General features: G+C 61.2%; 15 protein-coding genes. 11 read left to right on the forward strand and 4 right to left on the reverse strand.

Features of this window, described 5'->3' with window-relative positions; genetic code table 11:
* Positions 1-12: 12 nt before the first annotated feature.
* The 4 genes from LG290_RS15750 (at position 13) to LG290_RS15765 (ending at position 6,627) form a co-directional block, all read left to right on the forward strand.
* Positions 13-1,782, forward strand: coding sequence for a sensor histidine kinase (locus LG290_RS15750; RefSeq protein ID WP_499835596.1), 1,770 nt, complete (start codon positions 13-15; stop codon positions 1,780-1,782).
* A complete protein-coding gene (locus LG290_RS15755) occupies positions 1,779-3,161 on the forward strand; it encodes a sigma-54-dependent transcriptional regulator (RefSeq protein WP_499835597.1) in 1,383 nt (460 codons plus the stop codon). The genes LG290_RS15750 and LG290_RS15755 overlap by 4 nt, the downstream gene beginning before the upstream one ends.
* Before the next feature lie 226 nt (positions 3,162-3,387).
* Entirely contained in the window at positions 3,388-4,413 is a 1,026-nt protein-coding gene (locus tag LG290_RS15760; RefSeq protein ID WP_499835598.1) for a TAXI family TRAP transporter solute-binding subunit, read from the forward strand.
* 81 nt (positions 4,414-4,494) lie between these two features.
* Positions 4,495-6,627: a TRAP transporter permease gene (locus tag LG290_RS15765; protein ID WP_499835599.1), complete on the forward strand. Its 2,133-nt coding sequence runs from the start codon at positions 4,495-4,497 to the stop codon at positions 6,625-6,627.
* Positions 6,628-6,779: 152 nt separating this feature from the next.
* On the opposite strand, the gene serA is transcribed toward LG290_RS15765, so the two are convergent.
* The gene (serA, locus tag LG290_RS15770) at positions 6,780-8,024 is read right to left on the reverse strand and encodes a phosphoglycerate dehydrogenase (protein ID WP_499835600.1); all 1,245 of its coding nucleotides are present in this window, start codon (positions 8,022-8,024) and stop codon (positions 6,780-6,782) included.
* A 224-nt stretch (positions 8,025-8,248) separates the two neighbouring features.
* Here serA and LG290_RS15775 point away from each other — a divergent pair, with 224 nt between their 5' ends.
* Genes LG290_RS15775 through djlA form a run of 4 tightly spaced genes read left to right on the forward strand, consistent with a single transcriptional unit; the run spans position 8,249 to position 12,190 of the window.
* Positions 8,249-8,548 (forward strand): exodeoxyribonuclease VII small subunit, encoded by a 300-nt coding sequence (locus LG290_RS15775; RefSeq protein ID WP_499835601.1) that lies wholly within the window; start codon positions 8,249-8,251, stop codon positions 8,546-8,548.
* Positions 8,542-9,459, forward strand: coding sequence for a farnesyl diphosphate synthase (locus LG290_RS15780; RefSeq protein ID WP_499835602.1), 918 nt, complete (start codon positions 8,542-8,544; stop codon positions 9,457-9,459). The genes LG290_RS15775 and LG290_RS15780 overlap by 7 nt, the downstream gene beginning before the upstream one ends.
* A gap of 4 nt (positions 9,460-9,463) precedes the next feature.
* Positions 9,464-11,398: a 1-deoxy-D-xylulose-5-phosphate synthase gene (dxs, locus tag LG290_RS15785; protein ID WP_499837126.1), complete on the forward strand. Its 1,935-nt coding sequence runs from the start codon at positions 9,464-9,466 to the stop codon at positions 11,396-11,398.
* Between the two features lie 30 nt (positions 11,399-11,428).
* Positions 11,429-12,190 carry a co-chaperone DjlA gene (gene djlA / locus LG290_RS15790; protein ID WP_160418366.1) on the forward strand — a complete coding sequence of 254 codons (762 nt, stop codon included), beginning with the start codon at positions 11,429-11,431 and terminating at the stop codon, positions 12,188-12,190.
* A gap of 27 nt (positions 12,191-12,217) precedes the next feature.
* Here the strand turns inward: djlA and LG290_RS15795 are convergent, their stop codons facing one another.
* On the reverse strand, positions 12,218-13,087 hold the full coding sequence (locus tag LG290_RS15795) for a LysR substrate-binding domain-containing protein (RefSeq protein WP_499835603.1): 870 nt from the start codon (positions 13,085-13,087) through the stop codon (positions 12,218-12,220).
* 106 nt (positions 13,088-13,193) lie between these two features.
* Between LG290_RS15795 and LG290_RS15800 the strand changes: the two genes are divergently transcribed.
* Together LG290_RS15800 and LG290_RS15805 are read left to right on the forward strand one after the other, a co-directional pair.
* On the forward strand, positions 13,194-14,177 hold the full coding sequence (locus tag LG290_RS15800; protein ID WP_499835604.1) for a DMT family transporter: 984 nt from the start codon (positions 13,194-13,196) through the stop codon (positions 14,175-14,177).
* Positions 14,178-14,207: 30 nt separating this feature from the next.
* Positions 14,208-15,773: an alpha/beta fold hydrolase gene (locus LG290_RS15805; protein WP_499835605.1), complete on the forward strand. Its 1,566-nt coding sequence runs from the start codon at positions 14,208-14,210 to the stop codon at positions 15,771-15,773.
* A 55-nt stretch (positions 15,774-15,828) separates the two neighbouring features.
* On the opposite strand, the gene LG290_RS15810 is transcribed toward LG290_RS15805, so the two are convergent.
* Positions 15,829-16,179 (reverse strand): hypothetical protein, encoded by a 351-nt coding sequence (locus LG290_RS15810; protein WP_160418372.1) that lies wholly within the window; start codon positions 16,177-16,179, stop codon positions 15,829-15,831.
* A 35-nt stretch (positions 16,180-16,214) separates the two neighbouring features.
* The gene (ribA, locus tag LG290_RS15815) at positions 16,215-16,850 is read right to left on the reverse strand and encodes a GTP cyclohydrolase II (RefSeq protein ID WP_160418374.1); all 636 of its coding nucleotides are present in this window, start codon (positions 16,848-16,850) and stop codon (positions 16,215-16,217) included.
* Between the two features lie 185 nt (positions 16,851-17,035).
* On the opposite strand from ribA, the gene LG290_RS15820 reads away from it, so the two are divergent.
* A complete protein-coding gene (locus LG290_RS15820) occupies positions 17,036-17,539 on the forward strand; it encodes an invasion associated locus B family protein (RefSeq protein WP_499835606.1) in 504 nt (167 codons plus the stop codon).
* Positions 17,540-17,548 lie beyond the last annotated feature (9 nt).

Raw genomic sequence — 17,548 nt, forward strand, 5'->3', positions numbered from 1 at the left:
GAGGCAACCACAGTGAACAGGAAAATCTGGCTACGCGCCCTGGTTCTGCCACCGTTGCTGGCGCTGGGCCTTTTGGGGCTGTGGTGGTTATGGCATTGGCAATACAGCCAAGCCCAAGCCCAAGCCCAGCGCCACGCCGAAAATCGCCTGGCACTTTACACCAGCAGCCTGCAAGGCGCGCTGGAACGCTTTACCTATTTGCCTGGCCTACTGGCCCAGCAGCCTTTAATCCAGACAGCGCTACGCGAACCCAATGATGTAGTCCTGCCTCAAGTCAACCAGCACCTGGCATTGGTCGCCGAACGTTCCGGCGCCGAAACGATCTTTCTCATGAATGATCAAGGTGTCACCCTGGCCAGCAGCAACCATGAACTCGAACAAAGCTTCATCGGCCACGATTATCACTTTCGCCCGTATTTTTTCGATGCCATGCACAAGGGTAGCGGAGAATTCTTTGCGGTAGGCAGCACGACCGGGCGGCCGGGTTATTTCACCTCTTACGCCGTCACGCTTTCCGATGCTCCTTCCGACACGGCGACCGCAGGGGTGCTGGTGGTCAAGGTCTCGCTGGAAGCGCTCCAGGACGATTGGCGCCGAGCGCATGAAAACGTCATGTTGTCGGATGCCAACGGCGTGGTGATACTTTCCAGCCGCGAGCAATGGCGTTTTCAGCACATCGATGGGCTTTCCGATACCGCCTTGGCGCAGATTCACGCCCAACGTCAATTTCTCGACGAACCGCTCCCCTTGCTGGGTCGCCGTCTGCATGACGGTACCCTGGTAATGGACACCCAAGGGGTAGGCAATCGTTTTCTGGTCACATCCTTGCCGCTTTCCACGCTTGGATGGTCCATGCATTACCTGAGCCCGGTGCGCCCGCTTTATATCAGTGCGCGCAACATGCTACTGGCCGGTCTGGTCACGCTTTCCGCTTTACTGTTGCTTGGCCTGTGGCTACGCGAACGCCAAAAACGCCAGCACATGCGCGATGCCCAGGCGCAGATCGTCCAGCAAGCCAATGTGCGCCTGGAAGAGCGTGTCCAGGAGCGTACCCGGGCATTGGAGGATGCCCAGGCCGAGCTGGTCCAAGCGGGTAAACTGGCCGCCTTGGGCACCATGGCGGCAGGTATCGCCCATGAGCTCAACCAGCCACTTTCCGGCATACGCACCTATGCCGCCAACGGCGAACGCTTGCTGGCGCTTGGCCGCCAGGAAACGGCGGGGGCCAACTTTCAGCGCATTCAGGTATTGAGCAAGCGCCTGGCCCGGCTGATCGAACAACTCAAGCTCTTCGCCCGCAAGGGTGGCAGCCGAGACAGTGCGGATCTCCAGACCCATCTGGACTTCGTGCTTGAACTACTCGAGGAGCGCTTCCAGCAACAAAAAGTACGCCTAGAGCGTGACGGTACCTGGCAGCAGCCACTGCTGGTGCGCGGGGACGACGTTCGCCTTGAGCAATTGCTCACCAATTTGCTGGGTAATGCGCTGGATGCCTTGGGCGACACGCCGGACGGCGTGATTCACCTTCACGCCGAGGTAACCCCGGCGCAAGTGCTATTGACCATTCATGACAACGGCCCCGGCCTGCCCCAAGAGGTTATCGACCAGATGTTCGACCCCTTCTTCACGACCAAGCCGGTGGGCGAAGGCCTGGGGCTGGGTCTGTTCATCAGCTACGGTATCGTTCAGGACCTTGGCGGCAAGCTCAGCGCCGGCAATCACACCGCCAAAGGCGCCTGGTTTCGTCTGGCGTTACCGCATGGCGAGGAGACCCCTTCATGACACCACCATCTGCCAGCGCCTTCTCTCGCATACCTGCCGCCACTTTGTCGGTCTGGCTGGTAGAAGACGACGCCGATGTACGCGACTCCCTCAGCCAGTGGCTGGAAGTATCCGGGTTAGAGGTGCGAACGTTTTCCCGTGCCCGCGAGGCGCTCAAGGCACTTCAGAATGACCAGCAGTGCGGTGTCTTGATCAGTGACATCAAGATGCCCGAGATGGATGGCCTAGCCTTGTTCGCCGCCGTGCAGGCGCTCGACACACCGCCTCCGGTGATTCTGATTACTGGCCACGGCGACGTGCCCATGGCGGTGGCAGCGATTCAGCAGGGGGCCTGGGATTTCGTGCAAAAGCCCTTCGAGCCCGAACGCCTGGAAGAGTGTGTTCGCCGGGCGCTTGAGCATCGCGCCCTGGCGCTGGAAAACCTCCAGCTGCAACAGGCGCTGCGCCATAACTATCTGAACACTCGACTGCTTGGCGACTCTACGCCCATGCAAACGCTGCGGCGCCAGGTGGAAAACCTGGCCGCCAGCCGCGCTAACGTGGTGATCAACGGGGAAACCGGCAGCGGCAAGGAAGTGGTGGCCCGCGCCCTGCACGATTTCGGCACCGGCAGCCAAGGTAACTTCGTGGCCTTGAATTGCGGCGCCATGAACAGCGACTTGATCGAATCGGAGCTGTTCGGGCATGAAAAAGGCGCCTTTACCGGGGCGGGCGAGCGGCGCATCGGCCGCCTGGAAGTCGCCAGCCACGGCACCCTGTTTCTGGATGAAATAGAATCACTGCCCATTTCCGCTCAGGTCAAGTTGTTACGCGCCCTGCAGGAAGGCGAAATCACTCGACTGGGCAGCAACCAGGTAATTCACCTTCACCTGCGAGTCGTAGCGGCGAGCAAGGAAAACCTGCTGGAAATGGTGTCGGACGGGGGTTTCCGAGAGGATCTCTATTATCGCCTCGCGATTGCCGAGCTTGCGATTCCTCCCTTGCGCGAGCGACGCGAGGATATTGCCTTGTTGTTTCGCCACTTCTGCCATCAGGCCGCCGAGGTTCACGAAAGGCCCCTGCGCGAGCCCACAGCGCAACTGCTTGGCGCCCTGGGCAATCACCGCTGGCCGGGAAACCTGCGTGAGCTGCGCAATATCGCCACGCGCTTTATTCTGGGGCTGGATCTACCCTGGCAAACCTCGCTTGTGCCGCAACACCAAGCCTGCGCCCTGTCGGCCCGCACAGAAGCATTTGAAGCCACCGTCCTGAAAGAGGCACTGCAGCGCCATGCCGGCAACATTCAAGCAGTGCTCGAAGAGCTCGACCTGCCTCGCCGCACTCTCAATCAGAAGATGCAACGCCATCAGTTGCGCCGCGAAGATTTCCTGGTTCCCTGAAAGCTTTTCAGACAGGCCTGGGTCATCGGCCATTTCTTGCCGATGAAAGCGAAAATCACCGGCGAAAAATGGCCGATGGTCGCGCTGCCTTCTTCGCCTTTCGTCGCATGAATAAAAACACAAGTTATTGATTAGTATAGACCTACTGAAACATGGCCAGTTTCTCGCTCTATTGGAAACGGGGTAGCGATTACTCCCACAATTCCAATAAGCCAGGAGACACTCCATGCTGAAACGCCAATTTCTCAAAACCTCACTTTGCCTCGCTACCGCTGCCGCAATAGGCGTGAGCGCCTCCACGGTTACCGCTCAGGAAAATGACCAAGGCGGCCAATACATCATGGGCACCGCCACCACCGGGGGCACTTTCTACCCGGTAGGCGTGGCGCTTTCCACCCTGGTACGTGTCAAGCTCGAACCCACCCACGACATCTCCGTTTCCGCCATCAGCTCAGCGGGCTCGGCGGAAAATTTACGTCTGATGGACGACGACCAAGCCCAGTTCGGCATTCTCCAGGCGCTCTATGGCGCCTGGGCGTGGTCCGGTGAAGGCCCGGTACCCAAGGCCTACGACAACGTGCGCTCAATTTCCATGCTGTGGCAGAACGTCGAACACTTCGTGATGCGCGACGCGCTTGTCGAAACCGGCACCATCGACGACCTGGCCCAGCTGTATGGACGCGGCTTCTCCATCGGCGCACGCAATTCCGGCACCGAAGGCTCCGGTCGGCAGATTCTTGCCGGTCTGGACATCGATCCGCAACAGATGGACATTGCCTACCTGGGTTACAGCCCCAGCGCCGATTCCATGCAGAACGGCAATATAGACGGCATGAACATACCGGCCGGCGTGCCGGCTTCCGCCGTGACCAGTGCCTACGCCAACATGGGCGATGACATCACCACCCTGAACGTGACCGCTGAGCAGCTTGAACGCATCAATGGCCAATACCCGGTGTGGAGCGCTTTCGAAATTTCCGCCGACACCTACCCCGGTCAGGACACGCCGATCAATACCATTTCCCAGCCCAACATCCTGGTGGTCAACGCCGATGTGCCGGAAGAACATGTGTATCAGATCACCAAGGCGATGTTCGAGAACCTGCCGTTTCTGAACAACATTCACCCAGCAACTCGCGACATGGCAGTGGAAAAAGCCCTCGACGGCCTGCCGATGCCGCTGCATCCAGGTGCCGCACGCTATTTCCAGGAGCAAGGCATGCAAATTCCCGAGCACCTTCTCGAAGGCTGATGTTCCTCTCGTCCAGCATCCGCCCGGCACCGGCCGGGGGGATGACCTCTCTATGCCTTACTGTGTTTCATGAGGTACACCATGCGCCATTCGACACCTGATACGGTGCGCGACGAATCTGCAAGCAACGCCCCGGAGCGCCTCGACCACCCTTGGCTTGGCCGGATTCTGAGTCTGCTCGCCATCGTCGTTGCCTTCTCGCATATCTATTTCAATACCCTGGGCACCGTCTCGGAGGTCTGGGTCAGCGCCCTGCACTTCGGCATGTTCGGGCTGCTGTGCGCCCTTTCCGTGCCCATGTTCAAGGCGCGCTCCGCTAGCGGTCAACGCCTGTTGCTCGCGGTCGATGTGTGTCTCGGCCTGGCCGCCCTGGGGTGTGCGTTTTACTTGATCGGCTTCGAAGACGCCCTCTATGCTCGTGGGGTGCGCTTTTCCCTGGCCGACTGGATCGTTTCGATTACCGCTTTGGCGTTGGTACTGGAATTCGCCCGCCGTACCACCGGCTGGTTCATCCCACTGCTATGTATCATTGCGCTGACCTACGTTGCCTGGTGGGGACGCTATGTAGGTGGGGTGTTCAATTTTCCCGGGCTGAACTGGGAAACCGTGCTCTTTCGCAGCTTTCTCGGCGGTAACGGCATCCTGGGTTCGATCGCCCGAATTTCCTGGTCCTATGTCTTCATGTTCATTCTCTTCGGCGCCTTTCTGGTACGTTCCGGCGCCGGAGAGTTCATCATCGAGTTGGCGCGTTGCGCCGCTGGTCGCTTTGTCGGCGGCCCGGGGTTCGTGGCGGTGTTCGCTTCCGGGTTGATGGGGTCGGTCTCGGGTTCCAGCGTGGCCAATACCGTTTCCACCGGCGTGATCACCATTCCGCTGATGCGCAAGGCCGGTTTTCCACCGCGCTTCGCTGCCGGGGTTGAAGCCGCGGCTTCCACCGGGGGCCAGCTCATGCCTCCGGTGATGGGTGCGGGCGCCTTCATCATGGCCTCCTATACCCAGGTGTCGTATCTCACCATCATCGGCGTCGCCGCCCTGCCGGCACTGCTGTACTTTCTTTCGGTGGCCATGTTCGTGCGCATCGAAGCCAAGCGCAGCGATGCACAGCAGATGGAAACCGAACAGGCGCCGCGGCTGCTCGACGTACTCAAGGGCGGCTGGCATTTCCTGCTACCGTTGGTGATACTGGTCGCGGCGCTTATCAATGGTTTCACCCCCACCTACGCCGCTGGTATCGCTATCGTGTCGGTGGTGGGCGCCTCCTGGCTGTCACGTTCCCCCATGAACCTTCGGGCGATAGTCGACGCCCTGGTGCTGGGCACCCGCAACATGATTCCCACCGCGATCCTGCTGCTGACGGTCGGATTGATCGTCAACGTGGTGGCCACCACGGGTATCGGCAACATCTTTTCGTTGATGATCACCGACTGGGCCGGCGGCAGCCTCTTGATCACCATGGTGTTGATCGCGATTGCCTCCCTGGTGCTGGGCATGGGCCTGCCGGTAACCGCCGCTTATATCGTGTTGGGCACGCTGTCGGCACCGGCGCTTTACGGCCTGATGGCGGAAAGCCAGCTGCTGGAACTGATCATGGCCGGTGAGCTACCCGAGCAGGCACGCGCGATCTTCATGCTCGCAGCCCCAGATGCGCTGGAGGCGTTGAATGCGCCGATGGATGCCGCCAGCGCCCAGGAACTGCTGGCGGTGGTCCCGGATAACTTCCGCTCACAGCTTTACGAGCAGGCGCTTTCGCCGCATACGTTGTCGATGCTGCTGGTCGCCGCGCACATGGTGATCTTCTGGCTGTCGCAGGATTCCAACGTGACCCCGCCGGTATGCCTTACCGCTTTCGCCGCGGCGGCCATCGCCAAGACACCGCCCATGCGCACCGGCTTTACCGCCTGGAAAATCGCCAAGGGGCTCTACATCATTCCCTTGCTGTTCGTGTGGTCGCCAATGATCACCGGCACGCCAATGGAGATACTGGTGGTATTCGCCTTCGCGCTGTTCGGTATCTACGCGATTATCGCGGGGCTGGAAGGCCATCTGGAAAGCGAGCTGCCCTGGTGGCTGCGCCTGGCCATGTTCCCCATAGGCGCCCTGATGCTGTGGCCCCATGGTGTCTTGCTGATGGACTTCCTAGGCCTGGCGCTGTTTCTGGCCACGCTGGTGTGGAGTGCCAGACGCGACCGCCAGACGGTGCTTGCCACCGCCTGACACTGGGCGGGAACACGGGGAAATCGATCGACTCTGCAAGGCATTCAAATAAAAATGCCGCCACCCAAAAGAGCGGCGGCATTTTTGTGTTACTTCTTAGTACTTCTTCTTGCACTACTTCGAAAGTGATCGGTTTGCAAGCGATTGGCAGATCAGCCGTTCTTTGACGAATACAAGGCACGGATCTTCAGGGTGTGCTGGACCTTCTTCAAGGCTTCCAGCGCCTGAGGGCCGTAGGCTTTGTCTACGTCGATCACTACGTAGCCGACCTTGTCGTTGGTCTGCAGGTACTGGCCGGAAATGTTGATATCGTTTTCCGACAGCACCCGGTTGATCTCGGAAAGTACCCCGGGCACGTTGTCGTGAATGTGCAGCAGGCGATGCTTGTCCGGGTGGGCGGGCAGCGCCACTTCGGGAAAGTTGACCGAGGTGACGGTGGTGCCGTTGTCGGAATAGGTGATCAGCTTCTCGGAAACTTCGATGCCGATATTTTCCTGGGCTTCCAGGGTCGAACCGCCGATGTGCGGGGTCAGGATAACGTTTTCCAGTCCGCGCAACGGGCTTTCGAATTCTTCGTTGTTGCCCTTGGGCTCCACCGGGAACACATCGATGGCCGCACCGTTGAGTCGGCCTTCCTTGATGGCAGCTGCCAGGGGTTCGATTTCCACCACGCTACCGCGCGAGGCGTTGATCAGAATACCGGCGTGCTTCATGGCGGCGATTTCTTTCTCACCGATCATCCAGCGGGTGGAAGGCAGGTCCGGCACGTGCAGACTGACCACCTCGGAACGGCTCAGCAGCTCCTCCAGGCTGGCGACCTGGGAAGCATTGCCCATGCCCAGCTTGGCGATGGCGTCGTAAAAAAGCACCTTGAAGCCCAGCGACTCCGCCAGTACCGAAAGCTGCGCGCCGATGCTGCCATAGCCCACGATACCCAGCGTCTTGCCGCGGGCTTCATGGGAATTGCTGGCCGATTTCAGCCAGCCACCCTGGTGGGCTCGGGCATTCTTCTGGGGAATGCCGCGTAGCAGCATGATGGCTTCCGCGAGCACCAATTCCGCCACCGAGCGCGTGTTGGAATAGGGCGCGTTGAACACCGGGATGCCGCGCGCCAAGGCCGCATCCAGATCTACCTGGTTGGTACCGATACAAAAGCAACCCACCGCGACCAGCTTTTCCGCCGCATCGAACACCCGCGCATTGAGCTGGGTACGCGAACGAATGCCGATAAAGTGTACATCGCGGATCTTTTCGACCAGCGTGTCCTCGGCCAGCGAGGTCGGCAGATGTTCAATGTTGCTGTAACCCGCGTCATGAAGATTGTCCACCGCACTCTGATGGACGCCCTCGAGTAGCAGGATCTTGATCTTGCTCTTGTCCAGGGACGTTTTGGTCATGGCTGAATCAACCCCTTGGTCGGCGGCTTACGCCGTGTATCGGTTCGTGGAAGGGCAATATGTTAGCACAGCCGATTCCCCACAACGGTCCGAGCAAGATGAAAATGCTGCGCTGCGCGCATGAAGGCGACGCATATTCGCCGCATGGCGGGGCAGACGTCACCCCTGGGGTAAGGTGTATACTATCGGCTTTATTCCGAGTCACTGGGTAGACGGGCACTGGCATGAGCGACACGAGCAACCAATCTCAGCGGGATTTCGCCACCACGGTCGAGCAACTCGAAGCACTGGTCGAGCGCCTGGAGTCCGGCGAACTCTCGCTTGAAGACGCCTTGAGCGCCTTCGAGCAAGGCGTCCGCCTGACCCGCGACGCCCAGCAACGCCTGGATAACGCCGAACTCAAGGTACGCGCCTTGAGCGAAAGGCCTGATGGTAGCCTGGAGGTCGCCTCCTTCAGCGCAGGCGGCGTTGAACAAGCCTTTGAAGTCGACGATGACGCGGCACAGGAGACACCCCCATGGTAGCCTCACAGCTCGCTGCCCCGATCTCGCTGGATGCCTTGCGTGAACAGGCCCGTGCCCGCGTGGACACCTCCCTGGCGGCACTTTTCGACGAGCGGCACACTAATGGCAACCCGGCGACGGCCTTGCGTCTGGAAGCCGCCATGCGCCACGGCCTGCTGGTGGGAGGAAAGCGCTTGCGGCCATTGCTGGTATATCTTGCCGGGCAGGCGCTGGGCGCCGATGAGCGCGCCCTCGACGCCCCTGCCGCTGCCATCGAGCTGATTCATGCCTATTCGCTGATTCACGACGACCTGCCCGCCATGGATGACGACGACTTGCGTCGCGGCCAGCCCACGGTGCATAAGGCATTTGACGAAGCCAGCGCGATTCTTGCCGGTGATGCGCTGCAAGCCCTGGCCTTCGAAGTGCTGGCCGGTTCCGCGCACCCGCGTCTGGCCAGTATGGTGCTGACGCTGGCCCAGGCCTCAGGACGTGATGGCATGGTGGGCGGTCAGGCGCTGGATCTCGACGCGGTGGGCGGCCATCCGGATGTCGATGCCCTGGCGCATATGCACGCCCACAAGACCGGCGCGCTGATTGTCGCCGCCGTGCGCCTGGGAGGGCTCGTTGCCGTGGCCGAGACCGACCCGCGCCTGCAAGCCCTGACACGCTACGCCCGTGCCGTCGGGCTGGCATTTCAAATCCACGACGACATCCTGGATGTCACCGGCGACACCGTAACGCTAGGCAAAGCCTCCGGTGCCGATGCCGCCCGCGCCAAGCCCACCTACCCCAGCCTGCTGGGCCTGGAAGGCGCCAGGCAAAAATCCTTGGCCCTGGTGGACGAAGCAGTGGCCGCCCTGGCACCGTTAGGCGATGCCGCCATCCCGCTGGCCGATCTGGCCTGTTACATGATCGAGCGTGACCACTGACCTTATGCCCATGAAGCTGTTCGACGAGATTCCCCGCGAGCGCCCGGCCACGCCGTTGCTCGACTCTTTTGATCATCCTGCAGCGCTGCGGGCCATGAACGCCAAGCAACTGGCCCAGCTCGCCGATGAATTGCGCGCTTACCTCCTGTACAGCGTGGGACAAAGCGGCGGTCATTTCGGTGCGGGGCTCGGCGTGGTGGAACTGACCGTGGCCCTGCACCAGGCGTTCGACACGCCCTTTGACCGCCTGGTCTGGGATGTCGGCCATCAGGCCTACCCCCACAAGATTCTCACCGGGCGTCGCGAGGCAATGCTCAGCATCCGCCAGTACGGCGGCCTGGCCGCCTTCCCCCGGCGCTCCGAGTCCGAATACGATACCTTCGGGGTGGGGCATTCGAGCACCTCGATTTCTGCCGCCCTGGGCATGGCGCTGGCAGCACGTGCCCGAGGTGAAAAACGCCGGGTATGCGCCGTGATCGGCGATGGCGCCTTGACCGCCGGCATGGCCTACGAAGCGCTGGCGCATGCCGGCCATGTCGATGCCAATCTGCTGGTGATACTCAACGACAACGAGATGTCGATCTCGGAAAACGTCGGCGGGATTGCCACTTACCTGGCGCGGGTGCTTTCCAGCAAGCCCTATCTGAAGATGCGCGAGGAAGGCAAGAAAGTGCTCTCGCACCTGCCCGGCGCGCTGGAGCTGGCGCGGCGAACGGAAGAGCACATGAAGGGCATGGTCAGTCCGGCAACCTTATTCGAGGAAATGGGCTTTCATTACATCGGCCCGATCGACGGCCATGACCTGGAAATGCTTACCCAGACATTGCACAACCTGCGCGACCTCGACGGCCCGCAGTTTCTGCATATCAAGACCTGCAAGGGCAAAGGCTTTCTGCCGGCCGAAGCCGACCCCATCGGCTACCACGCCATCACCAAGCTGGAAAAACCCGCCGCCGCCAAGCCGCCACCCACCGCTGCGACACTCGACCCGTCGCAAACCGGCCCTGTAAAACGCAAGTACTGCAACGTGTTCGGTGAATGGCTATGCGACATGGCCGCCGCCGATGAGCGCTTGATCGGCATTACCCCGGCGATGCGCGAAGGCTCCGACCTGATCCGATTTTCCAAGGAGTATCCCGGGCGCTACTTCGACGTGGCGATCGCCGAACAGCATGCGGTCACTTTGGCGGCGGGCATGGCCTGTGAAGCCATGAAACCGGTGGTGGCAATCTACTCCACCTTCTTGCAGCGCGGCTATGACCAGCTGATTCACGATATCGCCGTGCAACACCTGGATGTGACGTTCGCCATCGACCGGGCCGGCCTGGTGGGCGAAGACGGTCCCACCCATCACGGCAGCATGGACCTTTCCTTTCTGCGCTGCGTACCCGACATGGTGATTCTAACCCCAGCGGATGAAGCCGAGTGCCGCGCCATGCTCAGCGCCGCCTACAACCACCCAGGCCCCGCGGCGGTCCGTTACCCGCGCGGCAGCGGCCCTGGCGCGGCGATACCCGATCATCTCGAGCCACTTGCCATCGGCAAGGCCGAGCTGCGCCGCACCAGCAAAAAACAGGGACCCCGCATCGCCCTGCTGGCGTTCGGCAGCCTCAACACCGCGGCTGCCGAGGTCGCCGAACGTTTGGACGCCACCTACCTCAACATGCGTTCGGTCAAACCGCTGGACCGCGATGCCGTGCTTGCCGCTGCCGACGACCATGAGCTGATCGTCACCCTGGAGGAGAACGTGATCGCCGGCGGCGCGGGTAGTGCCGTCAACGAACTTCTCGCCGCCGAAGGCGTCCAGGTGGAAGTGCTCAACCTGGGCCTGCCCGATGCCTTTGTGGAGCACGGCACGCCCGCCGAGTTACTCGCCGAATGCGGCCTGGATGCTGACGGCGTCGAGAAAGCCATTCGCGCCCGCTTGCCCGAGGGCTGATCACTCAATGCAGTATTTTTCGAGATTCCTATGCTATTTCTGATATTGATTTTTGCCCTGCTGGGGTATGCGTTTGGCGGCCCCTTGGGGATATTGATCGGCGGCGGTCTGGGGTGGTGGCTTGCCCGCCGGATTCGCCGCGGATTGAACAGGGTACGCACCCGCACCCAGACACAGTTTTTGGATTCGGTTTTTTCCGTGATGGGCTGTCTGTGCCAAGCCGATGGCAAGGTGACCGAGGGCGAATTGAATGCCGCTGAAAAGCTGTTCGATCAGCTCCATCTTCAGGAGCAGCAACGTGCTCAGGCGCGTGCAGCCTTCGAGCGCGGCCGGGCCGATGACTTCGACCTGGACGCCGAATTGGGCGAGATTCAACGCCTGACCAAGGGGCAGCGTGCCCTGCGCCAGGTCTTCCTGCAGGTACAGCTTGCCGCTATAGCCGCCGACGGTGTGCTCCACACTTCCGAGCACGAGATGATTCTGCGCGTGGCTCGCGGGCTGGGATGCAGCGAGGCGGAAGTCCAGCAGATCGAAGCAATGCTCCATGGGGCGGCGGCCAACTCCCAGGGCGCCAGCGAAGAAGCGCTCAAGGATGCCTACCGCGTGCTCGGTGTCGAGGAAGAGGCCAGCGACGCCGAACTCAAGAAAGCCTACCGCCGCCTGATGAGCCAGAACCACCCCGACAAGCTTGCCGGCAAGGGTTTGCCCGATAGCATGCGCGAAGTCGCTCAGGCACGTACCAGCGAAATCACCAATGCCTATGAGCGCATTCGCAAGGCTCGCGACGTTTAGGGATTGGGTATTTTCCTCTAAGAGATCTCAAGGCCGCCAGGTCAAATGCTGGGTCAACATCTCGCCCAGCGCCTCGACAGCGGGCCAGGAAGCTGCGGAGACGTGGCGTCCATAATGCAACTGGGCCTGACAGCTGGGTAATGGCGGCAAGCCGTCGGTCTCGCCCAACTCGCGCATGGTCGGCGTCAGCCGACTGCGCTCCAGAATGCTGATTGCCAACCCCGATTCCACCGCCGCTTCCAGCACATGGATGCTGGTGCTGGTGAAAACGGCATGCCAGGCACGTCCCACGGCTTCCAGGGCTTCGACGCCCAAATGGCGATAAGGGCAATTCAGTGGATGCAGCGCTAATGGCAGCGGCTTATCCGCGGCTACCGCCAACTCCCTGGCACTGGCCCACACCGGCATGGTTTGCCACAGCGGCGTGCCCCCCGCCAGCGAATGGGGGCGATCCAGGGCAACGATCAACGAGAGGTCGCCCTTTTCCAGCTGCTTGACCAGGTCGCCACTGGTGGCCGTGACGGCCTCGAGCACCACCTCTGGATGGCGGGCCATGAAATCGGGCAACAACCTTCCGACAATCTGCGTCGCATAATCTTCCGGCATTCCAAAGCGCACCCGCCCGCTCAGCCCCCGCCCCGTCATTCGCGCCACCATGCCATCATGCTGACGCAACAGTTCACGCGCTTCTCCAAGTAACACCTCACCGCTCATGGTGAGGGTCATGCCCCGGGCGCTGCGCACCAGCAGGCGGGTGTCCAGGCTCGCTTCCAAGCGTTTGATCTGCATGCTCAGCGCGCTGACCGTGCGATGGCGTTGCTGGGCGGCCGCCGCCAGAGTGCCCAGACGCGCCACGACCACGAAACTGCGCAGTGCCTCGAGATCCAGGGTGCTCAAGGGGGTTCAGCCATATTGAACGCTCAGTGAAGTAATTATCGATTCCCTGAAGACTGTATGCCTCCCAGACTGTCGTCACAAGTCACATGACACACCTGGAGGCTGCATGACCGCTATCACGCGCCAGCTCTATCATTCATTGTCACCTCCGACCCCGAGCTTTCTGGGGGGATGGGTTGTCGCGGCAGGATTCGTGCTCTGCTGGAGTAGCGGCTTTGTGGGAAGCCGGCTGGCAGTGGCCATCGAAACGCCCACCTTGGCGCTTTATGCCTGGCGTTTCGCGCTGGCTACCTTGCTGGTCGGGTTATGCTGGGGTTTTCGGGCTTGCCGAAGCAGACGGGCTATCCATCTCCCGAGCCTTGCCCATGAGGCCTTGATCGGCAGCCTGACGGTGGGCATTTACTTGCTTGCCATGCTGCTGGCGGTAAAGGCCGGCGTCAGCGTCAATGTGGCGGCGCTGGTTGGCGCCCTGCAACCCTTGGCCGCCATCACTCTGGCCGGTTGGTGGCTAGGCGAACGCTCCGTGCCGCTTCAATGGCTGGGCATGAGCGTGGCGACACTGGGTGCCGGCGTGAGTGTGCTGGATGATTTTCAAGGCATGAGCGGCGCCCCGGCCTGGGCCTACGGCCTGCCGGTGCTGGCAGTCGCCGCCGTGACCCTGGGCAGCGTCATGGCGGCGCGTCGGCCCGCGACACTGCCCCTGGAGGCCCGGTTAACCGTGCAGCTGGGCGCAGCCACGCTGGTCTTCTTTGTGGCCGCCGGATATCTGGACGAAGGCCGAGTGGCACCGCCGCCCTTGTCCATGGACAGCTTCCTCACCCTGACCTGGCTGATCGTGCTGGCGACCTTCGGCAGCTACGGCTTCTTCAACGAGAGCCTACGGCGTTTTGGCGTCGGGCAAAGCGCTGCCCTGATCGCCCTGACCCCGGCGATGACATTGGGCTGGACGGCGCTGCTTTTCAAGGAACTGCCGGGGTGGCTGGGCGGTGCCGGCATGCTTCTGGGCCTGCTGGGGGCTATCGGCGCCCTTGCCGCCAAGCGGTTGACGCTCTTATGGCGGGCAACTAAGTTGAATCGGTACTCCCGATAACAGCAACAACAACACTGATGGAGGCATGGCATGGATTTCCCTTCTTGGCAGCATGGCCGGTCTCGCAGCCGGCTACTGGCAGGTGCCCTGTCGTTGTTATTCGCACCTTCCCTTGTTTATGCCCAATCCGCGGGGACCGGCACGATACCGCTCATGGAGAGCACGGATTGCCCCACCGAAGCGCTCAGGACGCTAGGCGCGGAGTGCTACACCTTTTACGGCGAGGAAAACTGGGATGAACCCAACGGCAATATCCTTCAGATGCCGGTGGCGGTGATTGAGCCGGAAGGCGAAAAGACGGGCGAGGTACCGGTGTTCTTCTTTCCAGGAGGCCCCGGCTACTCCTCGCTGGGCAACCTGGACTATCTGGAACAGCTGCGCAAGGATATCGGCGAGCGCACGCTGGTGACGATGGACCATCGCGGCTACATCCACTCCGAACCAGCACTGGAATGTCCCGACTACGCCCATGTCTCGCCCTACCACAACATCGTTCATACGCCGGCCATCACCTCCTCGCTCGACCCCATGCAGCGGCTCGAGAGCATTACCCGCGTCGTGGAAGACTGCTATGACAAGCTCAAGGAGGAAGGCATCGACGTCGCCCAGTACAACCAGTACAGCGTGTCGCGGGATGTCGACGAAATCCGTCAGCTGCTCGACTACGAACGCATCGACGCCTTCGGCTCTTCGACCGGCAGCGGCACGGTGCTGTCGTACATTCAGTATCATCCCGAGAGTGTACGCGCCGCGATTTTCGGCTGGCCCTGGTTCGCCCACCTGCGCAACCGGCCGCCCGTCGACGAGTTCTACACTGCCAAGCAGACCTTCAACGATGTGCTGGCACTGTGCGTGGCTGAGGATCCGGCATGCCGGGAGATGCTGCCCGCCTGGCTACTCTCCGTGGACAGGGCTCGCCGAACCCTGGATGAGCGGCCCTTTGTGGCCACGGTCGAAGACAGCGATGGCCGCGAGAAAACCCTGTATTTCGACGGTGCCGCCTTTCTCGACACCCTCTATCTGTTTCTTCCCAGCGTCTATGCCGAGCTTCCCAGCCTGGTCGCCGACATCCAGGCCGACGACTATTCGCGCCTCAACGACTTTTTCCTGGTCGACGACTACAACCCCGAACCCGCAGCGCCCAACTATGCCCTGGGCTATTTCCTGGCCCATGTGTGCAACGACATGGGCAACAACCGGCCCAGCCGTGACGACTCAATTGCGGCGGTACAGCGCGAGCCCGCCGTGCTGGGCTTCGAGCCACCCTGGGTATGCGGCTGGTGGGGCGAAGACGGTGACGTCCCCCTCGAGCACAACGATCCGCCCGCCACCGACATACCGGCCCTGGCGATTCACGGCCAGATGGATCCCTGCTGCGGGACGCGCTGGAGCGAACACGTCAAGAAGACCATGCCCAACCTGCAGTTCGTGGAGTATCAGGGGCTGGGGCACAGCCCCGTCAACGAATGCCGCTCGACCATGGTCGACGCCTTTCTTGACGACCCGCATGCCGAGGTGGATGACAGCTGCAAAAATGAGGTAGAGCTCGAGCCTTGGGTGATCGAACCGCCGCAATCGCAATCATCGAACCGCTGAAAGAACGCTGCCTATCGAGCTCAGGTGCCAGACGTTAGCTAACCCCATTAGGTGCTTAACGCTGTGCAAGCGCTTGGCGAAACTCGGCGTGATAGGCGCTCGCGTGCTGCGCGGGGTCCGGTGGGAAACGCCCGAGTTCGACAGCGAGATCGAAAAAGCCTGCGGCGGGTAATCCTTCGCCTCGCCTGCTGATCACCAGGGCGGCAATGAAGGGGCGTCGCTGCTCGGCGTCCTCGCGCATCAGCGCTTCGAGGGCCATGGCAACGCGCTGGATGGTCCGCGGGGGGCTAAGTCCCAGCACCTCGGCAAGTTGTTGGTAGGTGACCGGCAACTTCGCTTCGGGTGTCGTTTCGAGGATCTTTCGCACCTGGGCCGCCAAGTAGGCGTTGCGGCTATCTGCGTTCATGCCGGCTCCATGTGAATAAGGGCCAAAGAAGCACCTCACTCCTTGCGTTCGATGTCCACATCGCTGGCCTGGGTGAAATCACCCAGCGCCATCATGTGGCCGAGCTTGCCTGCCTTGGTAGAAAGGTACTGTTCGTTGTGCGGGTTCAGGCCGGTGGTGATCGGCAGGCGTTCGGCGATAATCACGCCGTCCCGGGTCAGGGCATCCACCTTGCGTGGATTGTTGGTCATCAGCCGAAGTGATTTGATGCCCAAATGATCGAGCATGGGAATGCAAAGATCATAACGACGCATGTCGGCGCCAAAGCCCAGATCTTCATTGGCCTGCACCGTATCGCGGCCTTGATCTTGAAGATGGTAGGCACGAATTTTGTTGAGCAAACCGATCCCGCGCCCTTCCTGGCGCAGGTAGAGCAGCACCCCTCGCCCTTCTTCGGCAATGCGCTTGAGCGCTTCCTGCAACTGATAGCCACAGTCGCAGCGCATGGAAAACAGCGCATCGCCGGTCAAACACTCCGAATGCACACGGCCCAGCACCGCCTCACCATCGGCCACATCGCCCAAGGTCAAGGCAATGTGATCCTTGCCGGTGGCCTCGTCTTCGAAACCATGCATAGTGAATGTCGCCCAGGGGGTGGGCAGCTGAGAAGCGGCAATGAAGCGAATCGTCACGGGGTACCTCGGGATCAGCCACGCCAAGTTGGCAAAAGGGGAGCCATTCTAGCAGGAACCGGCGCCGGGCTCACGAATGTTGCGTATACGAAAGGCGCTGCCATGAAGCCATGCTGATTCACCTGACCCCGATCCGCCTGTATGGTGGGATCTCAGCTATTTTTTAACAAGGACGAAGCCTACCCATGACGAACCGACTCAAGACCTTACTGTTACTGCTGTTGCTGCTGATTCCCTTGAGCGTGAGCGCCCAGGAGAACGAGCCGCGTGTCACCGAACACCAGGATTGGCGCAGCGTCTGTATCGATACGCCACAGGGGGAGCGCTGCCAGGCCCAGCAGTCACTCAATATGGAAAACGAGCAAGGCAGCAGTCGCTTGTTGCTGGCGAGTGTTCTGCAAAATGGCGAAAACGCCCCTCGCATCCTGGAGCTGCTGTTACCCCTGGGGCTGGATGTGTCCTCGGGTATCGTGATGCAGATAGACGACGGTGAGGAAATGCGCGTGCCTTTCGCTACCTGCCTGGAACAGGGCTGCTATGCCATCTTGCCTCTTGAAGACAACCTCATGAAGAGCATGCGCAGCGGTAGCGTAATCCGCATCGGGTTCCGGCCTTTCAATGCGCGCCAGACCCACGCGGTGGAAGTGTCGTTGATGGGGTTCACCGCGGCCACCAACGCCGTGAAGTAACGGCGTTGA

Origin of the sequence: Halomonas sediminis (genome assembly GCF_044871105.1) — a bacterium.
In the GTDB taxonomy this organism is placed as follows: Bacteria; Pseudomonadota; Gammaproteobacteria; order Pseudomonadales; family Halomonadaceae; genus Vreelandella; species Vreelandella zhuhanensis.